The organism is Nocardia brasiliensis, assembly GCF_042691675.1.
Lineage (GTDB): Bacteria > Actinomycetota > Actinomycetes > Mycobacteriales > Mycobacteriaceae > Nocardia > Nocardia brasiliensis_D.
Map to the genome: position 1 here is coordinate 2,779,088 of NZ_CP170507.1, position 16,607 is coordinate 2,795,694.

Consider the following 16,607-nt stretch of genomic DNA (forward strand, 5'->3'; position numbering starts at 1 on the left):
CCCATGGGTGCAACCGTCGACTGGCTGCGCACCACCACCCCGGGGCTGCTTGTGCTCTGCGGGCTCGCGATCGCCGTGCTGCTGTTCGCCATCATCAAGGTCAAGCTGGAGCCGTTCATCGCGCTACTGCTCACCGGGCTCGCGCTGGCGCTGGCCGCCGGGCTACCGGTGTCGAAGATCGTCGGCACCGCGATCAAGGCCGGTGATTCACTGCTGGAGACCGGGTTCGGTGGCATCCTCGGGCACATCGCCGTCATCATCGGCCTCGGCACGGTGCTCGGCGCGATCCTCGAACGCTCCGGCGGCGCCGATGTATTGACCGGCAAGCTGCTGAACCTGTTCGGCGAGAAGGGCACCCCGGTCGCGATGGGCCTGCTCGGGCTCATCTTCGGCATCCCGGTGTTCTTCGACATCGGCATCTTCGTGCTCGCGCCGCTGATCTACGTGGCCGCCAAGCGTGGCGGACGTTCACTGGTCCTCTACGCGATGCCGATGCTGGCCGGTCTGTCGATGACGCACGCGTTCCTGCCGCCGCACCCGGGCCCGGTGGCGCTGGGTGGTCTGCTCGGGGTGAGTCTCGGCTGGTTGATCCTCATGGGATTCGTCTGCGGCCTGCCCGGTTTCGTCGCCGCGGGCATTGTGTGGGGCAGTTACATCGGCAAGCGGATCCACGTCGAGGTGCCGGACGAATTCCTCGTTCGCAAGGAGGACGAGACGGAACCCGCTCCCGATGAGGGGGAGCGGGACGCCGACGGATCGGGTGGCGTCGCCACGAAGACCGTCACCTCCGCACCGCCGTCTGTCGGGCTGATCGGCGCGATCATCGCCGTCCCGCTGGTGCTGATCCTCGGCGCCACCTTCGGTACCCAGATGTTGGACAAGGACTCTCGGCTGTTGCAGGTGCTGACGTTCTTCGGCACGCCCGCGGTAGCGCTGCTCATCGCCGTGCTCATCGCCTTCTATTTGCTCGGCGTGCGGCGCGGATCCAGCGTGCAGGAGCTCAGCCAGCTCACCGCGGAATCGCTGCGGCCGGTCGGGATGCTGCTGCTGGTGGTCGGCGCGGGCGCCTTCTTCGGAAAGGTCATCTCCGCCACCGGAATCGGCACCGCCTTGGCCGACACCATGTCGGCGGCCGGGCTGCCGGTGATCGTGCTCGCGTACATCATCAGCTGTGGGCTGCGCATCGCGCAGGGCTCGGCGACCGTCGCGATCGTCACCACCGGTGGCATCGTCGCGCCGCTGGTGGCGAGCCACAACTATTCGCAGATGTCGATCGCGTTGATCGCCATGGCCATTGCCGCGGGTTCGATCATCCTCAGCCACGTCAACGACGGCGGCTTCTGGATCATCGCGAAGTTCTTCAACCTGACCGTGAAGCAGACTTTGCAAACCTGGACCGTGCTGGAAACGATCCTGTCGGTGGTGAGTTTCGCGGTAGCGGCGATCCTGTTCGCGATCGTCAGCTGAGCGTCGCGGGCATCGGGCGCATCGGATCGTCCCGGCACGGCTTACGCTCGTGACGATCCGAGAGGGAGGAGTTGCCCGATGTCCAAGGCGATCATCGTCGGCGGCGGTATCGGCGGTCTGGCCACCGCCGTCGCATTGACCCGGCACGGCTGGGCGGTGGAGGTGCTGGAGCGGGCGCCCAGCATCACCGAGGTCGGTGCGGGACTTTCCCTGTGGCCGAACGCGCTTCGCGCCCTCGACGCGCTCGGCCTCGGCGACGAGGTGCGGGCGCGGGCGGTCGAGGAGGGCTCGGCCGGGATCCGGGACAGCAAGGGACGGTGGCTCTCCCGTGTCGACGCGGACACCGTCCGCGCGCGATTCGGCAGCCCGATCATGATGCACCGGGCCGACCTGCTGGACGTCCTGAGCAGCGCACTCCCGCAAGCGGCACTGCGTCCCGGCATCTCGGTGACCGAGGCGCGCACCGACGGCACCGTGGTGCACTCGGCCGGAAGCTGCACCGGCGACTTGGTTGTCGGCGCAGACGGCATCAACAGCGTCGTGCGCCGCGCGGTCTGTGGCGACATCGTCCCTCGCTACAGCGGCTACACCGCGTGGCGACTGGTGGTCACGCCCGCCAAGCCGATCACCGGCATCGGCGAAAGCTGGGGCCGCGGCGAACGTTTCGGCTTCGGGGCGCTCTCGGACGGGCGCGTCTACTGCTTCGCCACCGCCAACATGCCAGCGGGCACTCCCGGCGGCGGCCTGGCCGAGTTGCGCCGCCGGTTCGGCACCTGGCACGACCCGATTCCGACCCTGCTCGCGTCCGCCGAAGAATCCGCTGTTCTCAAACACGACCTCTATGACATCCCCGCTTTGAAAACCTATGTCGCCGACCGCATCGCGCTGCTCGGCGACGCCGCCCACGCCATGACCCCGAATCTCGGCCAGGGCGCCTGCCAGGCGCTCGAAGACGCCGTCATCCTCGCCCGGGTGGCCACCGAAGATCTCGATCTGTCCCGCTACGACAAACAACGCCGCCCTCGCACCCAGATGATCGCCGCCCGCTCCCGCCGGATCGGCACCATCGCCCAGCTGTCCTGGGCGCCCGCGGTGGCCCTGCGTAATACCGTCGTACGCCTGATCCCTGCCTCGGCTCAGGCCAAATCCCTTGCCCCCGTGCTTGATTGGAGCTGTTGACGAAGGGGTGTTCGCTACTGGGGAAAGTTGCGCAACGCGCGGCTACAGCGAGTGGCTTGGACTCGTAAGGCGTCGACCAGTTCTGCAGGACCGGTCAGCAGGGTGAAGTCGATGTCGACCGCGGTGATCATCCAGACCAGGGCTTCGGGGGCATCGGCGCCCAGGTGGAGCTGGCAGGTGTCGGCGTCGACCGGTTCCAGGGCGCCCATGCCGGGCCAGATGTTGTCGGCGGCGTCTTCGGCGGATTTGTGCAGCAGGACGGTGGCCCGGTGCGGCCAGGCTCCGGTGGAGAGTTGCTTCGAAAGGTAGGCCGCGACATCGCCTTCCGGCGGTTCCCGGGGAGTGAAACGGGGGCCGGTGGGCATGCGCGGGCTGAGGCGGTCGGCGCGGAAGGTGCGCCAGTCGGCGCGGTCGACGTCCCAGGCGACCAGGTACCAGCGGCGGCTGAAGTTGACCAGGGTATGCGGTTCCACCTCGCGGCGGCTGGTTGCGCCGCCGTGGGCGCGGTAGTCGAAACGAAGGCGTTCGTGGCGCTGGCAGGCTTCTGCGACGGCCATCAGGGTGTCCGGCTCGACCGCGTCGCCAGGGGTGCCGACCCGAACGGTGGCGCCGCGCAATGTGCGGACCCGGTGGCGTAGGCGTGGCGGGAGAACCTGCTCCAGTTTGGTCAGTGCGCGCAGCGACGACTCCTCGATCCCGGCCACCGTCCCATCGGACGCGCTGCGCAGACCGACCGCCACCGCGACCGCCTCGTCGTCATCGAGCAGCAGCGGGGGCAGCGCCGCGCCCGCGCCCAGCCGGTAGCCCCCGGTGCCCTGGGTGGCGTGCACGGGATAGCCGAGCTCGCGCAGCCGGTCCACGTCGCGGCGCACCGTGCGGCCGGTGACGCCGAGCCGTTCGGCCAGTTCGGCGCCGGTCCAGTCGCGATGCGTCTGCAGCAGGGCGAGGAGTTTGAGCAGCCGCGCCGAGGTCTCCAACATGTGGTCCAGCATGGCAGACCGTTAGGAACGGAGCTGTCCTAAGAAGTGGTGGCGTTGTAGCGCGCGTGCATCCGAGCCGCCGTTTCCGCGAGCCGCGCCCGTAGTTCGGGTGGTTCGAGCACTTCGGCGTACTCGCCGAGGGGCAGCAGGCCGGAGGCGAGCACCTCGTACGACTCCGAGGGCACGGTCAACTCGACCCACCCCTCGGCATCGGGCTCTGTCGCCGAGGCCAGCGCCGCCGCGAACGCGGCCGGATCGTTCACCAACCGCAGCAGCCGCACATGTGAGGCGGCGACTCGGCACCGGGCGCGCACGCGCAGCATCGATTGCGCGAAATCGTCCGCCGCCGTTGACCAATGCGCCGACAAATCGAAATCCGCGGGGCGGTCGAAGGATTCACCCGTCGGCTCGGCGGAGATGATTCTGCTGACCCGGTAGGAGCGGACCGCCGCGCCGTCCCGTGCGACCAGATACCAGGTGCCCGCCTTCATCACCAGGCCGAGCGGATCCAGTTGGCGGTCGACGATTTTGTCCTTGCGCCCGTACCGCACCCGCAGCCTGCGGTCGTGCCAGAGCGCGTCGGCGACGGTGTTCAGCGTGGGCGTCTCGTCGTGGCGGTGGAACCAGCCCGGTGCGTCGATGTGCACCCGTTCGGCGATTCGGGTTGCCCGGCCGCGCAATTCGGGCGGTAGCGCGGCGAGCACCTTGAGTTGCGCTGTCGCCAGCACCGTGCCGAGACCGAGATCGGCTGCCGCGCCGGGTAATCCAGCGAGCAGCACCGCGTCGGCTTCGTCGGTGGTCAAGCCGGTCAATCGGGTGCGGTAGCCATCCACCAGCTGCACGCCACCCGCCCGGCCAGGCTCGCTGTACACCGGCACGCCCGCCGCCGACAGCGCCTCGACGTCGCGGTATACGGTGCGCACCGACACCTCGAGCTCCTTCGCGAGTTCGCCCGCCGTGGATCGCCCGCGTGTTTGCAGGATCAGCAGCAGCTGCACCAATCGACTCGCTCGCATGGTTCGAGATTAGCCAGAAAACTTGACAGAAGGTGGCAGGGTTGAGTCGTACGGTCGACGGCATGACCACCTGGCGCCAGTTCACCGCAGAAGCCCCGCGTATCTCCGAGATCTTCGTGCGCAGGCATACCGCCACCGCCAACCTCTGCATGCTCGGCACGCTCCGCTCGGACGGATTCCCGCGGATCAGCCCGGTGGAACCGCGGATCTTCGAGGACATGCTGGTGATCGTCGGCATGCCGGGCACCACCAAGTTTCGCGATTTGGCTCGCGACCCACGGTTCTGCCTGCATACCGCCACCGTCGACACGATGGTCCGCGACGGTGACGCCAAACTGTTCGGCACCGTCGTGGACCTGCCTGACAAGGAGGTCCATGTCCGGTTCGCGCAACAACTTTTCGACGAGACCGGGTTCGATATCCGTGGCAAGGATTTCGACCACTTCTACACAGCCGACCTGAGCAGCGCCTCCACCGTCGAAGCGTTCGACGACCATCTGAAGATCACCATCTGGAAGCCGGGCCAGGGGGAACGAGTGGTGCGGAAGCACTAAGGGGCGGCTCGGCCGTAGTGGCCGGCCGGTCAGTCGTGCCGTGGCAGACGGGCGAGTACTTCGGCGGTGAGCTGCTGCGGATCGACGCCCAGCGCGCGTAGCGCGGGATGCACTATCTCGTCGTCCACCGTGAGGATGCCGAGCAGGACATGCCCGGCATCGATGCTGGAACTACCGGATTCGCGGGCTTCGACGTCGGCGCGGGCCAGTGCCGTGGTGGCCTGCGGCGAGTAGGGCAGTGCTTCGGGGACTTCGTCCCTGGACTCGGTGACCGTGCGTAAGGCTTTGCGCAGGTCGTCGTGCGAGAAGCCGAGCGTGGCGCGGGCAGCACCGACCGGCGTATCGGGATCGTCGGCGGCGACGCTGGTCAAGGCGAGTAGCAGGTGCGACGGTTCGATGTGCGCGTGGTTGAGCGCCTGCGCTTCCCGCAAGCTGTTCTCCAACACCTTCTTGGCCTGCTGGGTGAAGGGGATGTTCCCGGTCGCGCTGGGTTCCGAGGGTCCGTGGGTCAGCGCGATCTGGGCCCGCGCCGCCGCCGGATCGATGCCCAGCTGCGCCAAGGCGCGCGCCGTGGTGGCGGCGGAGCCGATGTCGCAGGCGCGGAGGATGGCGAGCAGCATGTGCTCGGCCCCGATGAAGTCGTGGCCGTGCTCGCGCGCTTCCTCCTGCGTCAGCACGATGACCCGGCGGGCCTGATCGGAGAATCGTTCGAACATGGCGAACCCCTTTCGGCCATCAGCCGCTGGTATTGATGGTAGTCAACAAAGGGGAGCTGCTGGCCGATATGCGGTGTCGAGAAGGCCGGGCCGCCCGAAACGGCGGGGGACGGTCGCCGGGTAGCGGCACTCAGCCGCGGTTGCCCACCGATGCGCGGCGGCGGGTGAGGAACGCTTGCTCGGCGGCGTTCTGGGTACGGGCGATCGCCGCCTCGAAAGCGAGCGCGGCTTCCGTTGTGCGGCCGAGGCGTTCGAGGAGATCGGCTCGAATCGCGTGGTACAGGTAGTACTTGTCGAGACCGAGATCATCGAGCAGCGCCAGCGCCGCCTCGGGTCCGTCGACCTCGGCGACCGCGACGGCTCGATGGAGGGACACGATCGGGCTCGGCGCCAGCGCGGACAACTGGTCGTAGAGCCGCACGATCTGCGGCCAGTCGGTGGCCGCCGCGCTCGGCGCGTCCTTGTGTACGGCGTTGATGGCGGCTTGGATCTGATATGGGCCAGGTTGGTTGCGGCGCAGGCACTCTCGGACGATGACGTGGCCCTCCGCGATGAGCTTCCGGTCCCACCGGCCGCGGTCTTGTTCCGGCAGTGGCACCAGAGATCCATCCGTGCTGATGCGAGCGGCCCGGCGTGCCTCGGTCAACAGCATCAGGGCGAGCAGCCCGGCGGCTTCCGGCTCGTCGGGCATGAGCTCGGTGAGCAGGCGACCGAAGCGGATCGCTTCGGCGCACAGGTCGGCCCGGACGAGTCGTTCGCCGGAGGTGGCCGTGTGACCTTCGGTGAAAATCAGATAGATGACGGCGAGTACGGCGGGCAGCCGGGCCGGGAGGTCGGCGTCGGCGGGCACCCGGTAGGGGACGCGGGCGTCCCGAATCTTGCCCTTGGCGCGGACAAGTCGTTGCGCCATAGTCGATTCCGTCGTCAGGAAGGCGCGGGCGATCTCGGCGGTGGTCAGCCCGCCGAGCAGCCGCAGGGTCAGCGCCACTTGCGCGGTGCGGGCCAGCGCGGGGTGGCAGCAGGTGAAGATCAGCCGCAGTCGGTCGTCGCGCACCGCGCCCGCCGCCGGGGGTTCGTTGTCGGCGTGCAGCAACGCGGCCTGTGCGTGCCGGTCGGCACGCGCGGCCTCCCTGCGGAGCCGATCTATCGCGCGGTTTCGTGCGGTGGTGATGATCCAGCCCGGTGGGCTCGGCGGTAGCCCGTCGGCGGGCCAGCGCGCCACCGCGGCCGTGAACGCGTCCTGCACCGCGTCTTCGGCGACACCGATGTCACCGAAGACGCGGATCAAGCTGGCGACCGCGCGGCCGTAGTGTTCGGAGAACACTCCTTCGATCACCGCCGTGGTCACGGGTGCGTGCATACGCCGTCCTGCAGTGGGCGGACCTCGATCGGCAGGGTGATCGCCTCGGCCAGTCGGCGCCCCCACGTCAGCGCCTCGTCGAGATCGGCGGCCTGGATGATGGTGAAGCCGCCGATGTGCTCCTTGCCTTCGACGTACGGGCCGTCGGTGACCAGCACGTCGCCGTCCTTGGCGCGCACTACCGTCGCGGTGCTCGGGGCATGCAGACCCGCCGCGAACACCCAGGCGCCCGCGGCCCGCATGTCGGTGTTGACCGCGTCGACGTCACGCATGATCTCGTCGATATTGTCGGGCACATCGTCGCCGTCGGGCTGGTAGATGCTGAGCAGGTATTGCTTCATCGGTTGCTCCCTCCTCATCCGCGCAGGTAGGTGACGTCGGTCGGAACGGCAGTGATTCTGTCCATGTCTGCTCCTTCGAAAAGGGCGACCCGCTGTCGCCTTCACCCTCTACACGAACCACCCCCCAAAGAATCGACACCTCCCCCCAAACTTTCCACCGATTCCCGAACGGGACATGGACGAGCCGCCTCTCGACGTTTGCCTCGTCCATGTCCCGTACGCGGCTAGGCCTCGGTGGGTTGGGCTGGCGAGCGGGACATGGGGGAGCGTGTTCTGGACGTTTGGCTCCGCCATGTCCCGTTCGTGGGTCAGGTTAAGGCTTGGATTTGGCCGTAGGTGGGGGGTTGGAGGGGGAGGGGTGTGTCGTTGTGGGCGGCGTGGGCGGCTTTGACGGCCGCTGCTAATGCGGTGCGGTACAGGAGGGAGCCGGTGCTTACTCGGCGGACGCCCAAGTCGGTGAGGGTTGCCAGGGATGGGCCGGTCGGCGAGTACAGGATGTTCACGGGTAGCGGGATGGCGGCGACCAGTTGGGCGATTTCGTCGGGATCGGTGAGTCCGGGAACGAAGATGCCGTCGGCGCCTGCCGCGGTGTACTGCTCGGCTCGGGCGAGGGTGGAGTCGGTGTCGAGCTTCAGCCAGTGGGTGTCGACCCGGGCGTTGACGAAGAGTTCCGGCGTGCGCGTCTTGATCGTGGCGATCAGCTCGGATTGGTGATCCGGCTCGGCCAGTGCGGTTTCGGTGCGGCCGTCCTCCAGATTGACCCCGGCGATACCGAGTTCGGCCAACCGGGCAGTGTATTCGCCTACGGAGGTGGGGTTTTCACTGAAGCCACCTTCGATATCGACCGTCACGGGCACCGGCAGCCGGGCGAGCAACCGGGCCAGCGCCAGGGTCGCCTCGCCGGTGACTCCGGCTCCGTCCGGGAGGCCCGCTGCGACGGCAACGCCGAGGCTGGTGGTGCCGATCGCCGGAAACCCTTCGGCCGCAAGAACAGCCGCGGAGCCGAAGTCCCAAGCGTTGGGCAGGACCAGCGGGCGGTCGCCGTGGTGCAGTTCGTGGAAGATCTTCGTCTTGTTCATTTCGACCCCTCGATGATTCCGGCGGCGACGGCAATGGCGTGTTCTCGACCAGGGCAGGCATGCGGACCCACACCGAAACCGAGGCCGGGGTGCCGCATGTCGAGCTCGACGACCTCGCCGTCGACGACCCGTCTGGTGGAGCGAAGCGGCGGGTTCTCGTGCATGGTCCGCGCGATGATCTCCTCGGCGGAGCCGTCCGCGTCCAGCTGTCGAGCATTGGCGACCAGTGCGCTTGTCGCGGCACAAGCCTGCAACAGCAGGCAGATTCGTGCCGCCGCGACGTCGTCGGCCGCACCGCCGCAGGCCGCCACCAATGCCGCCACGGCTTCGTCGGCTGCGGGGTCATCGGGCTCGAACGGCTGATAGTGGGCAGCGACCAGCGCCACCGCATCCACGGAAATGTCTTGCATGCCAATGGCTTCCGCCAATGCACGGACATGGGGCAGCGGGCCGACGGCAGTGCGCGCCCGCTCGCGCAGATCGGCAGGCGAGAGGCGGTCCAGCTCCGCTGTGACCAGTGCGCGCAGCCGCTGGTGCTCGGCCCCATCGCAGAAGCGAGGCACATGGGCGCGCAGCCAAGCGATGCCGACCGGTGCGTCCACCGACGGCACGGCGGGCACCGGGGCGCCGATCAAGGCGGCGCGCACTTGATCGGGATCGGTGATCTCAGGAACTGTCCGATTCATGCCGTGACCGTATCCCCGGGTCGTTTCGGTCGCCGCCGAAACAATCGCGCACCATCATGGGGTGGTGACATCTCGTGGAGCCGAATTAGCCGGTCTGGCAGCCTTGCTCGCCGACCGCACCCGCGCCGACATGTGCCTAGCACTCGTCGACGGCCGCGCCTGGACCGCGGGTGAGCTCGCCCGGCACACCGGCGTCGCCCCCTCCACCGCGACCGAACATCTGAACCGCCTCCTCGACGGCGGCCTGCTCATCGAACGTCGGCAGGGCCGCCACCGCTATGTCCAACTGGCGGGCCCGCGGGTGGCCGAACTGCTGGAGTCGATGGTCACCCATCTCGACCCACCCCGTCCGGTCGTGACCAACCTCCGGACCTCGACCGCCGCCGCGGCTTTGGCTCGCGGCCGCACCTGCTATGACCACTTGGCGGGTCGCCTCGGCGTCGCCATCACCGACGCGATGACAAATCGGGCGCTGCTGGACCAAGACGGCGGTTTCGCACTCACCGAAGCGGGCCTGGCCTGGCTCACCGGTCCACTGGGCGTCCGGCCCGCCGCCTTGCGCACCACCCGCCGTCCCCTCGCACGCCCCTGTCTCGACTGGACCGAACGCCGCACTCATCTCGGCGGTGCCGCCGGAGCACAGCTCTGCCGCCGCCTCCACGAACTCGACTGGATCACCCGCGTCGGCACCGGCCGCGCCGTCCGCGTCACCCCGAAGGGCGAATCCGGTCTGCATACCCTGCTAGCCATCGAACCGTCCGAACTCCAACTCGGCGCTACGCCAGATCCCGCAACTGCCGAAGCCGATAAGCCACCCGTCCGATGAGCCCCGCCAGCATCCGCGCCCCCGACTCCAGCCGATCCAACAGATCCACCAACTCTTCCTCGGTAGCCCGCGAAACGTCGAGCCCGCGCAGCCCGGCGATCGCCCGCTCCAGGGCGCTGACCTGCTCCTCAAAGGCTCCGTTCGAACGCATGTTCTAATGATAGCGCATGGCGGCCGCGCAGCCGAGACGGTGTTTGCGGCCCGCCTGCTCGGGTATCAACGCCGGGAAGCGTTGGGTTTTCGCCGTGCGACCGAATCATGGGGGACCGGCTTGTGAATGAGCTTGCATAGTCGTGCATAATCATCACATGGTTGATTCGGTGCACGCGCCGGAACCGACCGGGCCCGCGCTGCGGGTCGCGGTGGCCGGGGCGAGTGGGTACGCGGGCGGGGAAGTGTTGCGTCTGCTGCTGGGGCATCCGGCGTATCGCGCGGGGCGCCTGGTGATCGGGGCGTTGACGGCGGGCGCGAATGCGGGCAGCGCGCTCGGCGAATTGCAGCCGCAGCTGCTACCACTGGCGGACCGCGTGCTCGCGCCGACGAACATCGACGAGCTGGCTCGGCACGATGTGGTGTTTCTCGGCCTGCCGCACGGTCAGTCCGCCGCCATCGCCGCGCAGCTCCCCGCGTCGACGGTGATCATCGACTGTGGCGCCGACTTCCGGCTGACCGACGCGCAAGCGTGGGAGAAGTACTACGGAAGCGCGCACGCGGGCAGCTGGCCGTACGGCCTGCCCGAGCTGCCCGGCGGCCGGGAGAAGCTGCGCGGCGCCACCCGGATCGCGGTGCCCGGCTGCTATCCGACCGTGGCCAGTCTCGCGCTCGCCCCCGCCGTCGCGGCGGGAATCATCGAACCGAACGTGAATGTCGTTGCGGTGAGCGGTACTTCGGGTGCCGGTCGGAAGCTCGACGTCGGCCTGCTCGGCTCCGAGGTGATGGGTTCGGCGCGGGCGTACAGCATCGCGGGCGCGCACCGGCACACGCCGGAGATCGCGCAGAACCTGAAGGCCGCCGGTGGGCTGGACGTCGCCGTGTCGTTCACCCCCGTGCTGGCGCCGATGCCGCGCGGCATTCTGGCGACCTGCACCGCACCCGTCGAAGTGGACGCCGAGCAGGCCCGTGCAGTCTACGAAAAGGCTTACGCCGACGAACCTTTCGTGCACCTACTGCCGGAAGGCGCGCTGCCGCAGACCGGTGCGGTGCTCGGTTCCAACGCCGTCACTTTGCAGGTGGCGGTGGATGCCGCCGCGGGCCTGCTCGTGGTGATCGGCGCGATCGACAACTTGACCAAGGGCACCGCGGGCGCCGCGGTGCAATGCATGAATCTGGCCGTCGGATTCGACGAGACCGCAGGACTTTCCACCGTAGGAGTGGCACCGTGACAACATCCGCCGCGACATCGAGCGACACCGGCAAGCTGGTGCGGAACCAGGGCGTCACCGGCCCGCTCGGCTTCCGTGCGGCGGGCATCGCCGCGGGCATCAAGGCCAGCGGAAAGCCGGACCTGGCACTGGTTTTCAACGAAGGCCCGGAGTACGCGGCGGCGGGCGTATTCACCCGCAACAAGGTGAAGGCCGCCCCCGTGCTGTGGTCGCAGCAGGTGCTGACCGGCGGACGGTTGCGCGCGGTGATCCTCAATTCCGGTGGTGCGAACGCGTGCACCGGGCCGGGCGGTTTCCAGGACACGCACAAGACCGCCGAAGAACTCGCTGCCGCACTGAGCAATTGGGGTTCGGAGACCGGCGCCGGTGAGATCGCCGTCTGCTCAACGGGTTTGATCGGCGACCGGTTGCCGATGGACAAGCTGGTCCCCGCGATCACCGAGATCGTGCACGAGATGGGTGGCGGCCTGTCCGGCGGACTGGACGCGGCCCACGCCATCATGACCACCGACACGGTGCCCAAGGAAGCGGCGTTCCACCATCGCGACAAGTGGAACGTCGGCGGCATGGCCAAGGGCGCGGGCATGCTCGCCCCGTCGCTGGCCACCATGTTGGTGGTACTGACCACCGACGCCGCCGCCACCGCCGACCAGCTGGATCAGGCGCTGCGCAACGCGTCGAAGCGCACCTTCGACCGGCTCGACGTCGACGGCTCCTGTTCCACCAACGACACCGTGCTACTGCTCGCCAACGGCGCCAGCGAGGTCACCCCGAGCCAGGCCGAGCTCGACGCCGCCGTCCTCGCGGTCTGCGATGACCTGGCCGACCAGCTGATGGCCGACGCCGAGGGCGTCACCAAGCGGGTGCTGGTTACCGTCGCGGGTGCGGTCAGCGAAGACGAGGCGGTGGCCGCCGCGCGCACCGTCGCCCGCGACAGTCTGGTCAAGACAGCGCTTTTCGGCTCCGATCCGAACTGGGGCCGGGTGCTGGCCGCGGTCGGCATGGCACCGGTCACCCTGGATCCGAATCGGATCTCGGTGTCGTTCAACGGAAACCCGGTGTGTATCGACGGCGTCGGCGCACCGGGCGCCCGGGACGTCGACCTGTCCGGCGCCGACATCGAGGTGCTGATCGACCTGAACGTCGGTGACGCCGCGGCCACCATCCGCACCACCGACCTCTCGCACGGCTATGTCGAAGAGAATTCGGCCTACAGCTCATGACAAGTCAACTCGGCCACGAGCTTTCGGCGCTGGACAAGGCACACGTCCTGGCCGACGCGCTGCCCTGGCTACAGAAGTTCCGGGACAAGATCGTGGTCGTGAAGTTCGGCGGCAACGCGATGGTCGACGCGGAACTCGAGCGGGCGTTCGCCGCCGATATGGCGTTCCTGCGCACCGTCGGCGTGCACCCGGTGGTGGTGCACGGCGGCGGCCCGCAGATCAGTGCCATGCTGAAAAGGCTCGGCCTGCAAGGAGAATTCCGCGGCGGCTTCCGGGTGACCACGCCGGAGGTGATGGATGTCGTGCGCATGGTGCTGTTCGGGCAGGTCGGTCGCGAGTTGGTCGGACTGATCAACGCGCACGGCCCCTACGCGGTCGGCATCTCCGGTGAGGACGCGGGCCTGTTCACCGCGACCCGTCGGATGGTCGAGGTGGACGGCGAGCCGACCGACATCGGCCTGGTCGGCGACGTCACCGAGGTGAACCCGGACGCCGTCCTCGACCTGATCGGCGCCGGCCGCATCCCGGTGGTGTCGACCATCGCGCCGGATGTCGACGGGGTGGTGCACAACATCAACGCCGACACCGCCGCCGCGGCGCTCGCCGAGGGCATCGGCGCCGAGAAACTGGTGGTGTTGACCGACGTCGAAGGTCTCTACACCAACTGGCCGGACCGGTCCTCGCTGATCACCCGCATCGATACCGCCGCGCTCGCGGAGTTGCTGCCCCGTCTCGATGCGGGCATGGTGCCCAAGATGGAAGCCTGCCTGCGCGCCGTACAAGGCGGGGTGCCGACCGCGCACGTCATCGACGGGCGCGTCCCGCACGCCGTGCTGCTGGAACTGTTCACCGGAGAAGGAATCGGAACGATGGTGACGCCTGTCCCGTCCTCGAATGGGGCAGGCTCGCTGGACGGAACGCGACAATGAGCACAGACCAAGAACTGCGGAAACGGTGGTCCGCCGCCATGATGAACAACTACGGCACCCCCAAGATCGCGCTGGTGCGCGGCGCGGGCGCGGTGGTCTACGACGCGGACGGCAACCGCTACCTCGATTTCCTCGGCGGCATCGCGGTCAACAGCCTCGGTCACGCGCACCCGGCGATCCTGGCGGCTGTCACCCAGCAGCTCGGCACGCTCGGCCACGTCTCCAATCTCTATGCCAACGAACCGGTCATCGAATTGGCCGAGCGGCTGCTCGCGCACTTCGGCGACGGTTCCTCCGCGGCCGGACACAGCGGAAGGGCCTTCTTCTGCAACTCCGGCACCGAAGCCAACGAGGCCGCGTTCAAGATCGCGCGGCTGACCGGACGGCGCAAGATCATCGCCTGTGACGAGGCGTTCCACGGCCGGACCATGGGCGCACTCGCACTCACCGGACAGGCGGCGAAGCGGGCGCCGTTCGAACCGATGCCGCCCGGCGTCGTGCACGTGCCCTACGGTGACGCCGCCGCGCTGGAAGCGGTGGTCGACCAGGACACCGCCGCGGTCTTCCTGGAGCCGATGATGGGCGAGAGCGGCGTCGTCGTCCCGCCGTTCGACTACCTGGCCAAGGCCCGTGCGATCACCGCGCGGCACGGCGCGCTGCTGGTGCTCGACGAGGTGCAGACCGGCATCGGCCGGACCGGAAAGTTCTACGCGCACCAAGCCGTCGGCATCGTGCCCGACGTGATCACCCTCGCCAAGGGCCTCGGCGGTGGGCTGCCGATCGGCGCGGTGCTGGCCACCGGCCAGGCCGCCGAACTGCTCACACCCGGCCTGCACGGCACCACCTTCGGCGGCAACCCGGTCTGTGCTGCGGCCGCGCTCGCGGTGCTGCGCACCATCGACGAGCAGGATCTGCTCGCACACGTGGAGTCGGTCGGCAAGCGGCTCAGCGACGGTATCGAACTGCTGGAGCACCCGTTGATCGATCAGGTGCGCGGGGCCGGGTTGCTGCTCGGGATCGTGCTCACCGACGACGTGTCGGCCCAGGTCGAAGCGCGGGCGCGGGCCGCGGGATATCTGGTGAATCCGGCCAAGCCCAACGTCATTCGGCTGGCGCCGCCGCTGATCCTCACCGAAACGCAAGCCGACAATTTCGTCGCCGATCTGCCGGAAATTCTGGACGCGGCGACCCAAGATGCGAAGGAGGCTGCGGCGCAATGACTTCAGCACACAGTGCGGGAACTTCAGCGCCGGTAGTCCGGCATTTCCTCCGCGACGACGATGTGAGCCCGGCTGAGCAAGCCGAAATCCTCACCATCGCAGCCGAACTCAAGCACGCGCCGTTCTCGCAGCGCCCGCTGGAGGGCCCGCGCGGCGTCGGGGTGATCTTCGAGAAGAACTCCACCCGCACCCGGTTCTCCTTCGAGATGGGCATCGCCCAGCTCGGCGGGCACGCGGTGGTAGTGGACGGACGCGACACCCAGCTCGGCCGCGAGGAAACCCTCGGCGACACCGGCCGGGTGCTGTCGCGCTATGTCGACGCGATCGTGTGGCGCACCTTCGAGCAATACCGGCTCGACGAAATGGCCGTTACCGCAACGGTTCCGGTGGTGAACGCGCTGTCCAACGAGTTCCACCCGTGCCAGGTGCTCGCCGACCTACAGACTCTCGCCGAGCGCAAGGGAAACCTGGTGGGGCGCAACCTCACCTACTTCGGTGACGGCGCCAACAACATGGCGCACTCGCTGCTGCTCGGCGGCGTCACCGCGGGATTGAACGTCACCATCGCGGCGCCGGCGGGTTTCGAGCCGCTGCCGTGGATCGTGGAAGCGGCCCGCAAGCGCGCCGCCGAGACCGGCGCCACCATTACGTTGACCGACGATCCGGTCGCGGCGGCCGATGGCGCGGACGCACTGGTGACCGATGCCTGGACCTCGATGGGCCAGGAGAACGACGGCCTGGACCGGGTGGGCCCGTTCCGCCCGTTCCAAGTGAACAGCGCCCTGCTCGGATACGCGCAGCCGGACGCCGTCGTGCTGCACTGCCTGCCCGCGCATCGTGGCGAGGAGGTCACCGACGAGGTGCTCGACGGTCCGCACAGCGTGGTGTGGGACGAGGCGGAGAACCGCCTGCACGCGCAGAAGGCGCTGCTGGTGTGGTTGCTGGCCAAGAGAAGTGATGGTGGGGCGTGAGCGAGGTGGAGTCGTGAGTGAGCGTAGCGAGCGAACCATCGACGCAGTGTGCGCACGTACGACGGAGCCGAGTGTTAGCGAGGTGGAGTCGTGAGTGAGCGTAGCGAGCGAACCATCGACGCAGTGTGCGCACGCACGACGGAGCCGAGCGTTAGCGAGGCGGAGTCGTGAGTGAATCGGGCAAGTCCGGTCCGGAGATCGCCCGCACACGGGCCGGGCGGCAGTCTCGCATTGTCGAGTTGCTGACGGCGCACGCGGTGCGCAGCCAAACCGAGCTGGCGGCGCTGCTGTCCGCGGAGGGCATCGAAACCACCCAGGCCACCCTCTCGCGCGACCTCGACGAGCTCGGCGCGGTGAAGCTGCGCGCCGCCGACGGTGGTGCGGGCGTCTATGTGGTTCCCGAGGACGGCAACCCCATCAGGGGTGTCACCGGCGGCACCGATCGCCTCGCCAAGCTGCTCGGTGACCTGTTGGTGTCCACCGACGCCAGCGGCAATATTGCCGTGCTGCGCACGCCGCCCGGTGCCGCACACTACTTGGCGAGCGCACTGGACCGGGCCGCGCTGCCGTACATCGTCGGCACCATCGCGGGTGACGACACCATTGCCGTCATCGCCCGCGAGCCGCTGACCGGGGCCGAACTGGCCGCCAAGATCGAAGAGATCGCCTGACGGTGGT

General features: G+C 68.5%; 18 protein-coding genes. 10 read left to right on the plus strand and 8 right to left on the minus strand.

Going from position 1 to position 16,607, the window contains the following annotated elements:
• Positions 1-3 precede the first annotated feature (3 nt).
• Together ACFK0J_RS12970 and ACFK0J_RS12975 are read left to right on the plus strand one after the other, a co-directional pair.
• On the plus strand, positions 4-1,467 hold the full coding sequence (locus ACFK0J_RS12970; RefSeq protein WP_378739740.1) for a GntP family permease: 1,464 nt from the start codon (positions 4-6) through the stop codon (positions 1,465-1,467).
• Between the two features lie 78 nt (positions 1,468-1,545).
• Positions 1,546-2,646: an FAD-dependent monooxygenase gene (locus ACFK0J_RS12975; protein ID WP_378739743.1), complete on the plus strand. Its 1,101-nt coding sequence runs from the start codon at positions 1,546-1,548 to the stop codon at positions 2,644-2,646.
• Between the two features lie 14 nt (positions 2,647-2,660).
• On the opposite strand, the gene ACFK0J_RS12980 is transcribed toward ACFK0J_RS12975, so the two are convergent.
• The gene (locus tag ACFK0J_RS12980; protein WP_378739745.1) at positions 2,661-3,626 is read right to left on the minus strand and encodes a helix-turn-helix transcriptional regulator; all 966 of its coding nucleotides are present in this window, start codon (positions 3,624-3,626) and stop codon (positions 2,661-2,663) included.
• A 38-nt stretch (positions 3,627-3,664) separates the two neighbouring features.
• Positions 3,665-4,642 (minus strand): helix-turn-helix transcriptional regulator, encoded by a 978-nt coding sequence (locus tag ACFK0J_RS12985; RefSeq protein WP_378739747.1) that lies wholly within the window; start codon positions 4,640-4,642, stop codon positions 3,665-3,667.
• A 62-nt stretch (positions 4,643-4,704) separates the two neighbouring features.
• Between ACFK0J_RS12985 and ACFK0J_RS12990 the strand changes: the two genes are divergently transcribed.
• On the plus strand, positions 4,705-5,196 hold the full coding sequence (locus ACFK0J_RS12990; RefSeq protein ID WP_378742815.1) for a pyridoxamine 5'-phosphate oxidase family protein: 492 nt from the start codon (positions 4,705-4,707) through the stop codon (positions 5,194-5,196).
• A gap of 29 nt (positions 5,197-5,225) precedes the next feature.
• On the opposite strand, the gene ACFK0J_RS12995 is transcribed toward ACFK0J_RS12990, so the two are convergent.
• The 5 genes from ACFK0J_RS12995 to ACFK0J_RS13015 form a co-directional block, all read right to left on the minus strand.
• Positions 5,226-5,912 carry a Clp protease N-terminal domain-containing protein gene (locus ACFK0J_RS12995; protein WP_378739749.1) on the minus strand — a complete coding sequence of 229 codons (687 nt, stop codon included), beginning with the start codon at positions 5,910-5,912 and terminating at the stop codon, positions 5,226-5,228.
• 130 nt (positions 5,913-6,042) lie between these two features.
• A complete protein-coding gene (locus tag ACFK0J_RS13000) occupies positions 6,043-7,272 on the minus strand; it encodes an RNA polymerase sigma factor (protein WP_378739751.1) in 1,230 nt (409 codons plus the stop codon).
• Positions 7,257-7,613: a YciI family protein gene (locus ACFK0J_RS13005; RefSeq protein ID WP_378739753.1), complete on the minus strand. Its 357-nt coding sequence runs from the start codon at positions 7,611-7,613 to the stop codon at positions 7,257-7,259. The genes ACFK0J_RS13000 and ACFK0J_RS13005 overlap by 16 nt, the downstream gene beginning before the upstream one ends.
• Positions 7,614-7,921: 308 nt before the next feature.
• Positions 7,922-8,692: an isocitrate lyase/phosphoenolpyruvate mutase family protein gene (locus ACFK0J_RS13010; RefSeq protein WP_378739755.1), complete on the minus strand. Its 771-nt coding sequence runs from the start codon at positions 8,690-8,692 to the stop codon at positions 7,922-7,924.
• Positions 8,689-9,378 carry a hypothetical protein gene (locus ACFK0J_RS13015; RefSeq protein WP_378739757.1) on the minus strand — a complete coding sequence of 230 codons (690 nt, stop codon included), beginning with the start codon at positions 9,376-9,378 and terminating at the stop codon, positions 8,689-8,691. Before ACFK0J_RS13015 ends, ACFK0J_RS13010 begins: the two co-directional genes overlap by 4 nt.
• 64 nt (positions 9,379-9,442) lie before the next feature.
• Between ACFK0J_RS13015 and ACFK0J_RS13020 the strand changes: the two genes are divergently transcribed.
• Positions 9,443-10,204 (plus strand): ArsR/SmtB family transcription factor, encoded by a 762-nt coding sequence (locus ACFK0J_RS13020; RefSeq protein WP_378739759.1) that lies wholly within the window; start codon positions 9,443-9,445, stop codon positions 10,202-10,204.
• Here ACFK0J_RS13020 and ACFK0J_RS13025 read toward each other — a convergent pair.
• The gene (locus tag ACFK0J_RS13025; protein ID WP_378739761.1) at positions 10,155-10,355 is read right to left on the minus strand and encodes a hypothetical protein; all 201 of its coding nucleotides are present in this window, start codon (positions 10,353-10,355) and stop codon (positions 10,155-10,157) included. The genes ACFK0J_RS13020 and ACFK0J_RS13025 overlap by 50 nt on opposite strands.
• 157 nt (positions 10,356-10,512) lie before the next feature.
• Between ACFK0J_RS13025 and argC the strand changes: the two genes are divergently transcribed.
• The 6 genes from argC to ACFK0J_RS13055 all read left to right on the plus strand — a co-directional run bounded on the left by argC (position 10,513) and on the right by ACFK0J_RS13055 (position 16,600).
• Positions 10,513-11,586 (plus strand): N-acetyl-gamma-glutamyl-phosphate reductase, encoded by a 1,074-nt coding sequence (gene argC / locus ACFK0J_RS13030; protein WP_378739762.1) that lies wholly within the window; start codon positions 10,513-10,515, stop codon positions 11,584-11,586.
• A complete protein-coding gene (argJ, locus tag ACFK0J_RS13035) occupies positions 11,583-12,809 on the plus strand; it encodes a bifunctional glutamate N-acetyltransferase/amino-acid acetyltransferase ArgJ (protein WP_378739764.1) in 1,227 nt (408 codons plus the stop codon). Before argC ends, argJ begins: the two co-directional genes overlap by 4 nt.
• Complete coding sequence (gene argB / locus ACFK0J_RS13040; RefSeq protein ID WP_378739766.1) at positions 12,806-13,738, plus strand: acetylglutamate kinase; 933 nt, start codon at positions 12,806-12,808, stop codon at positions 13,736-13,738. The genes argJ and argB overlap by 4 nt, the downstream gene beginning before the upstream one ends.
• On the plus strand, positions 13,735-14,958 hold the full coding sequence (locus ACFK0J_RS13045) for an acetylornithine transaminase (protein WP_378739768.1): 1,224 nt from the start codon (positions 13,735-13,737) through the stop codon (positions 14,956-14,958). The genes argB and ACFK0J_RS13045 overlap by 4 nt, the downstream gene beginning before the upstream one ends.
• On the plus strand, positions 14,955-15,929 hold the full coding sequence (gene argF / locus ACFK0J_RS13050; protein WP_378739770.1) for an ornithine carbamoyltransferase: 975 nt from the start codon (positions 14,955-14,957) through the stop codon (positions 15,927-15,929). Before ACFK0J_RS13045 ends, argF begins: the two co-directional genes overlap by 4 nt.
• 167 nt (positions 15,930-16,096) lie before the next feature.
• Positions 16,097-16,600, plus strand: a complete 504-nt coding sequence (locus ACFK0J_RS13055) for an arginine repressor (protein WP_378739772.1) — start codon at positions 16,097-16,099, stop codon at positions 16,598-16,600.
• The last annotated feature ends 7 nt before the right edge of the window (positions 16,601-16,607 follow it).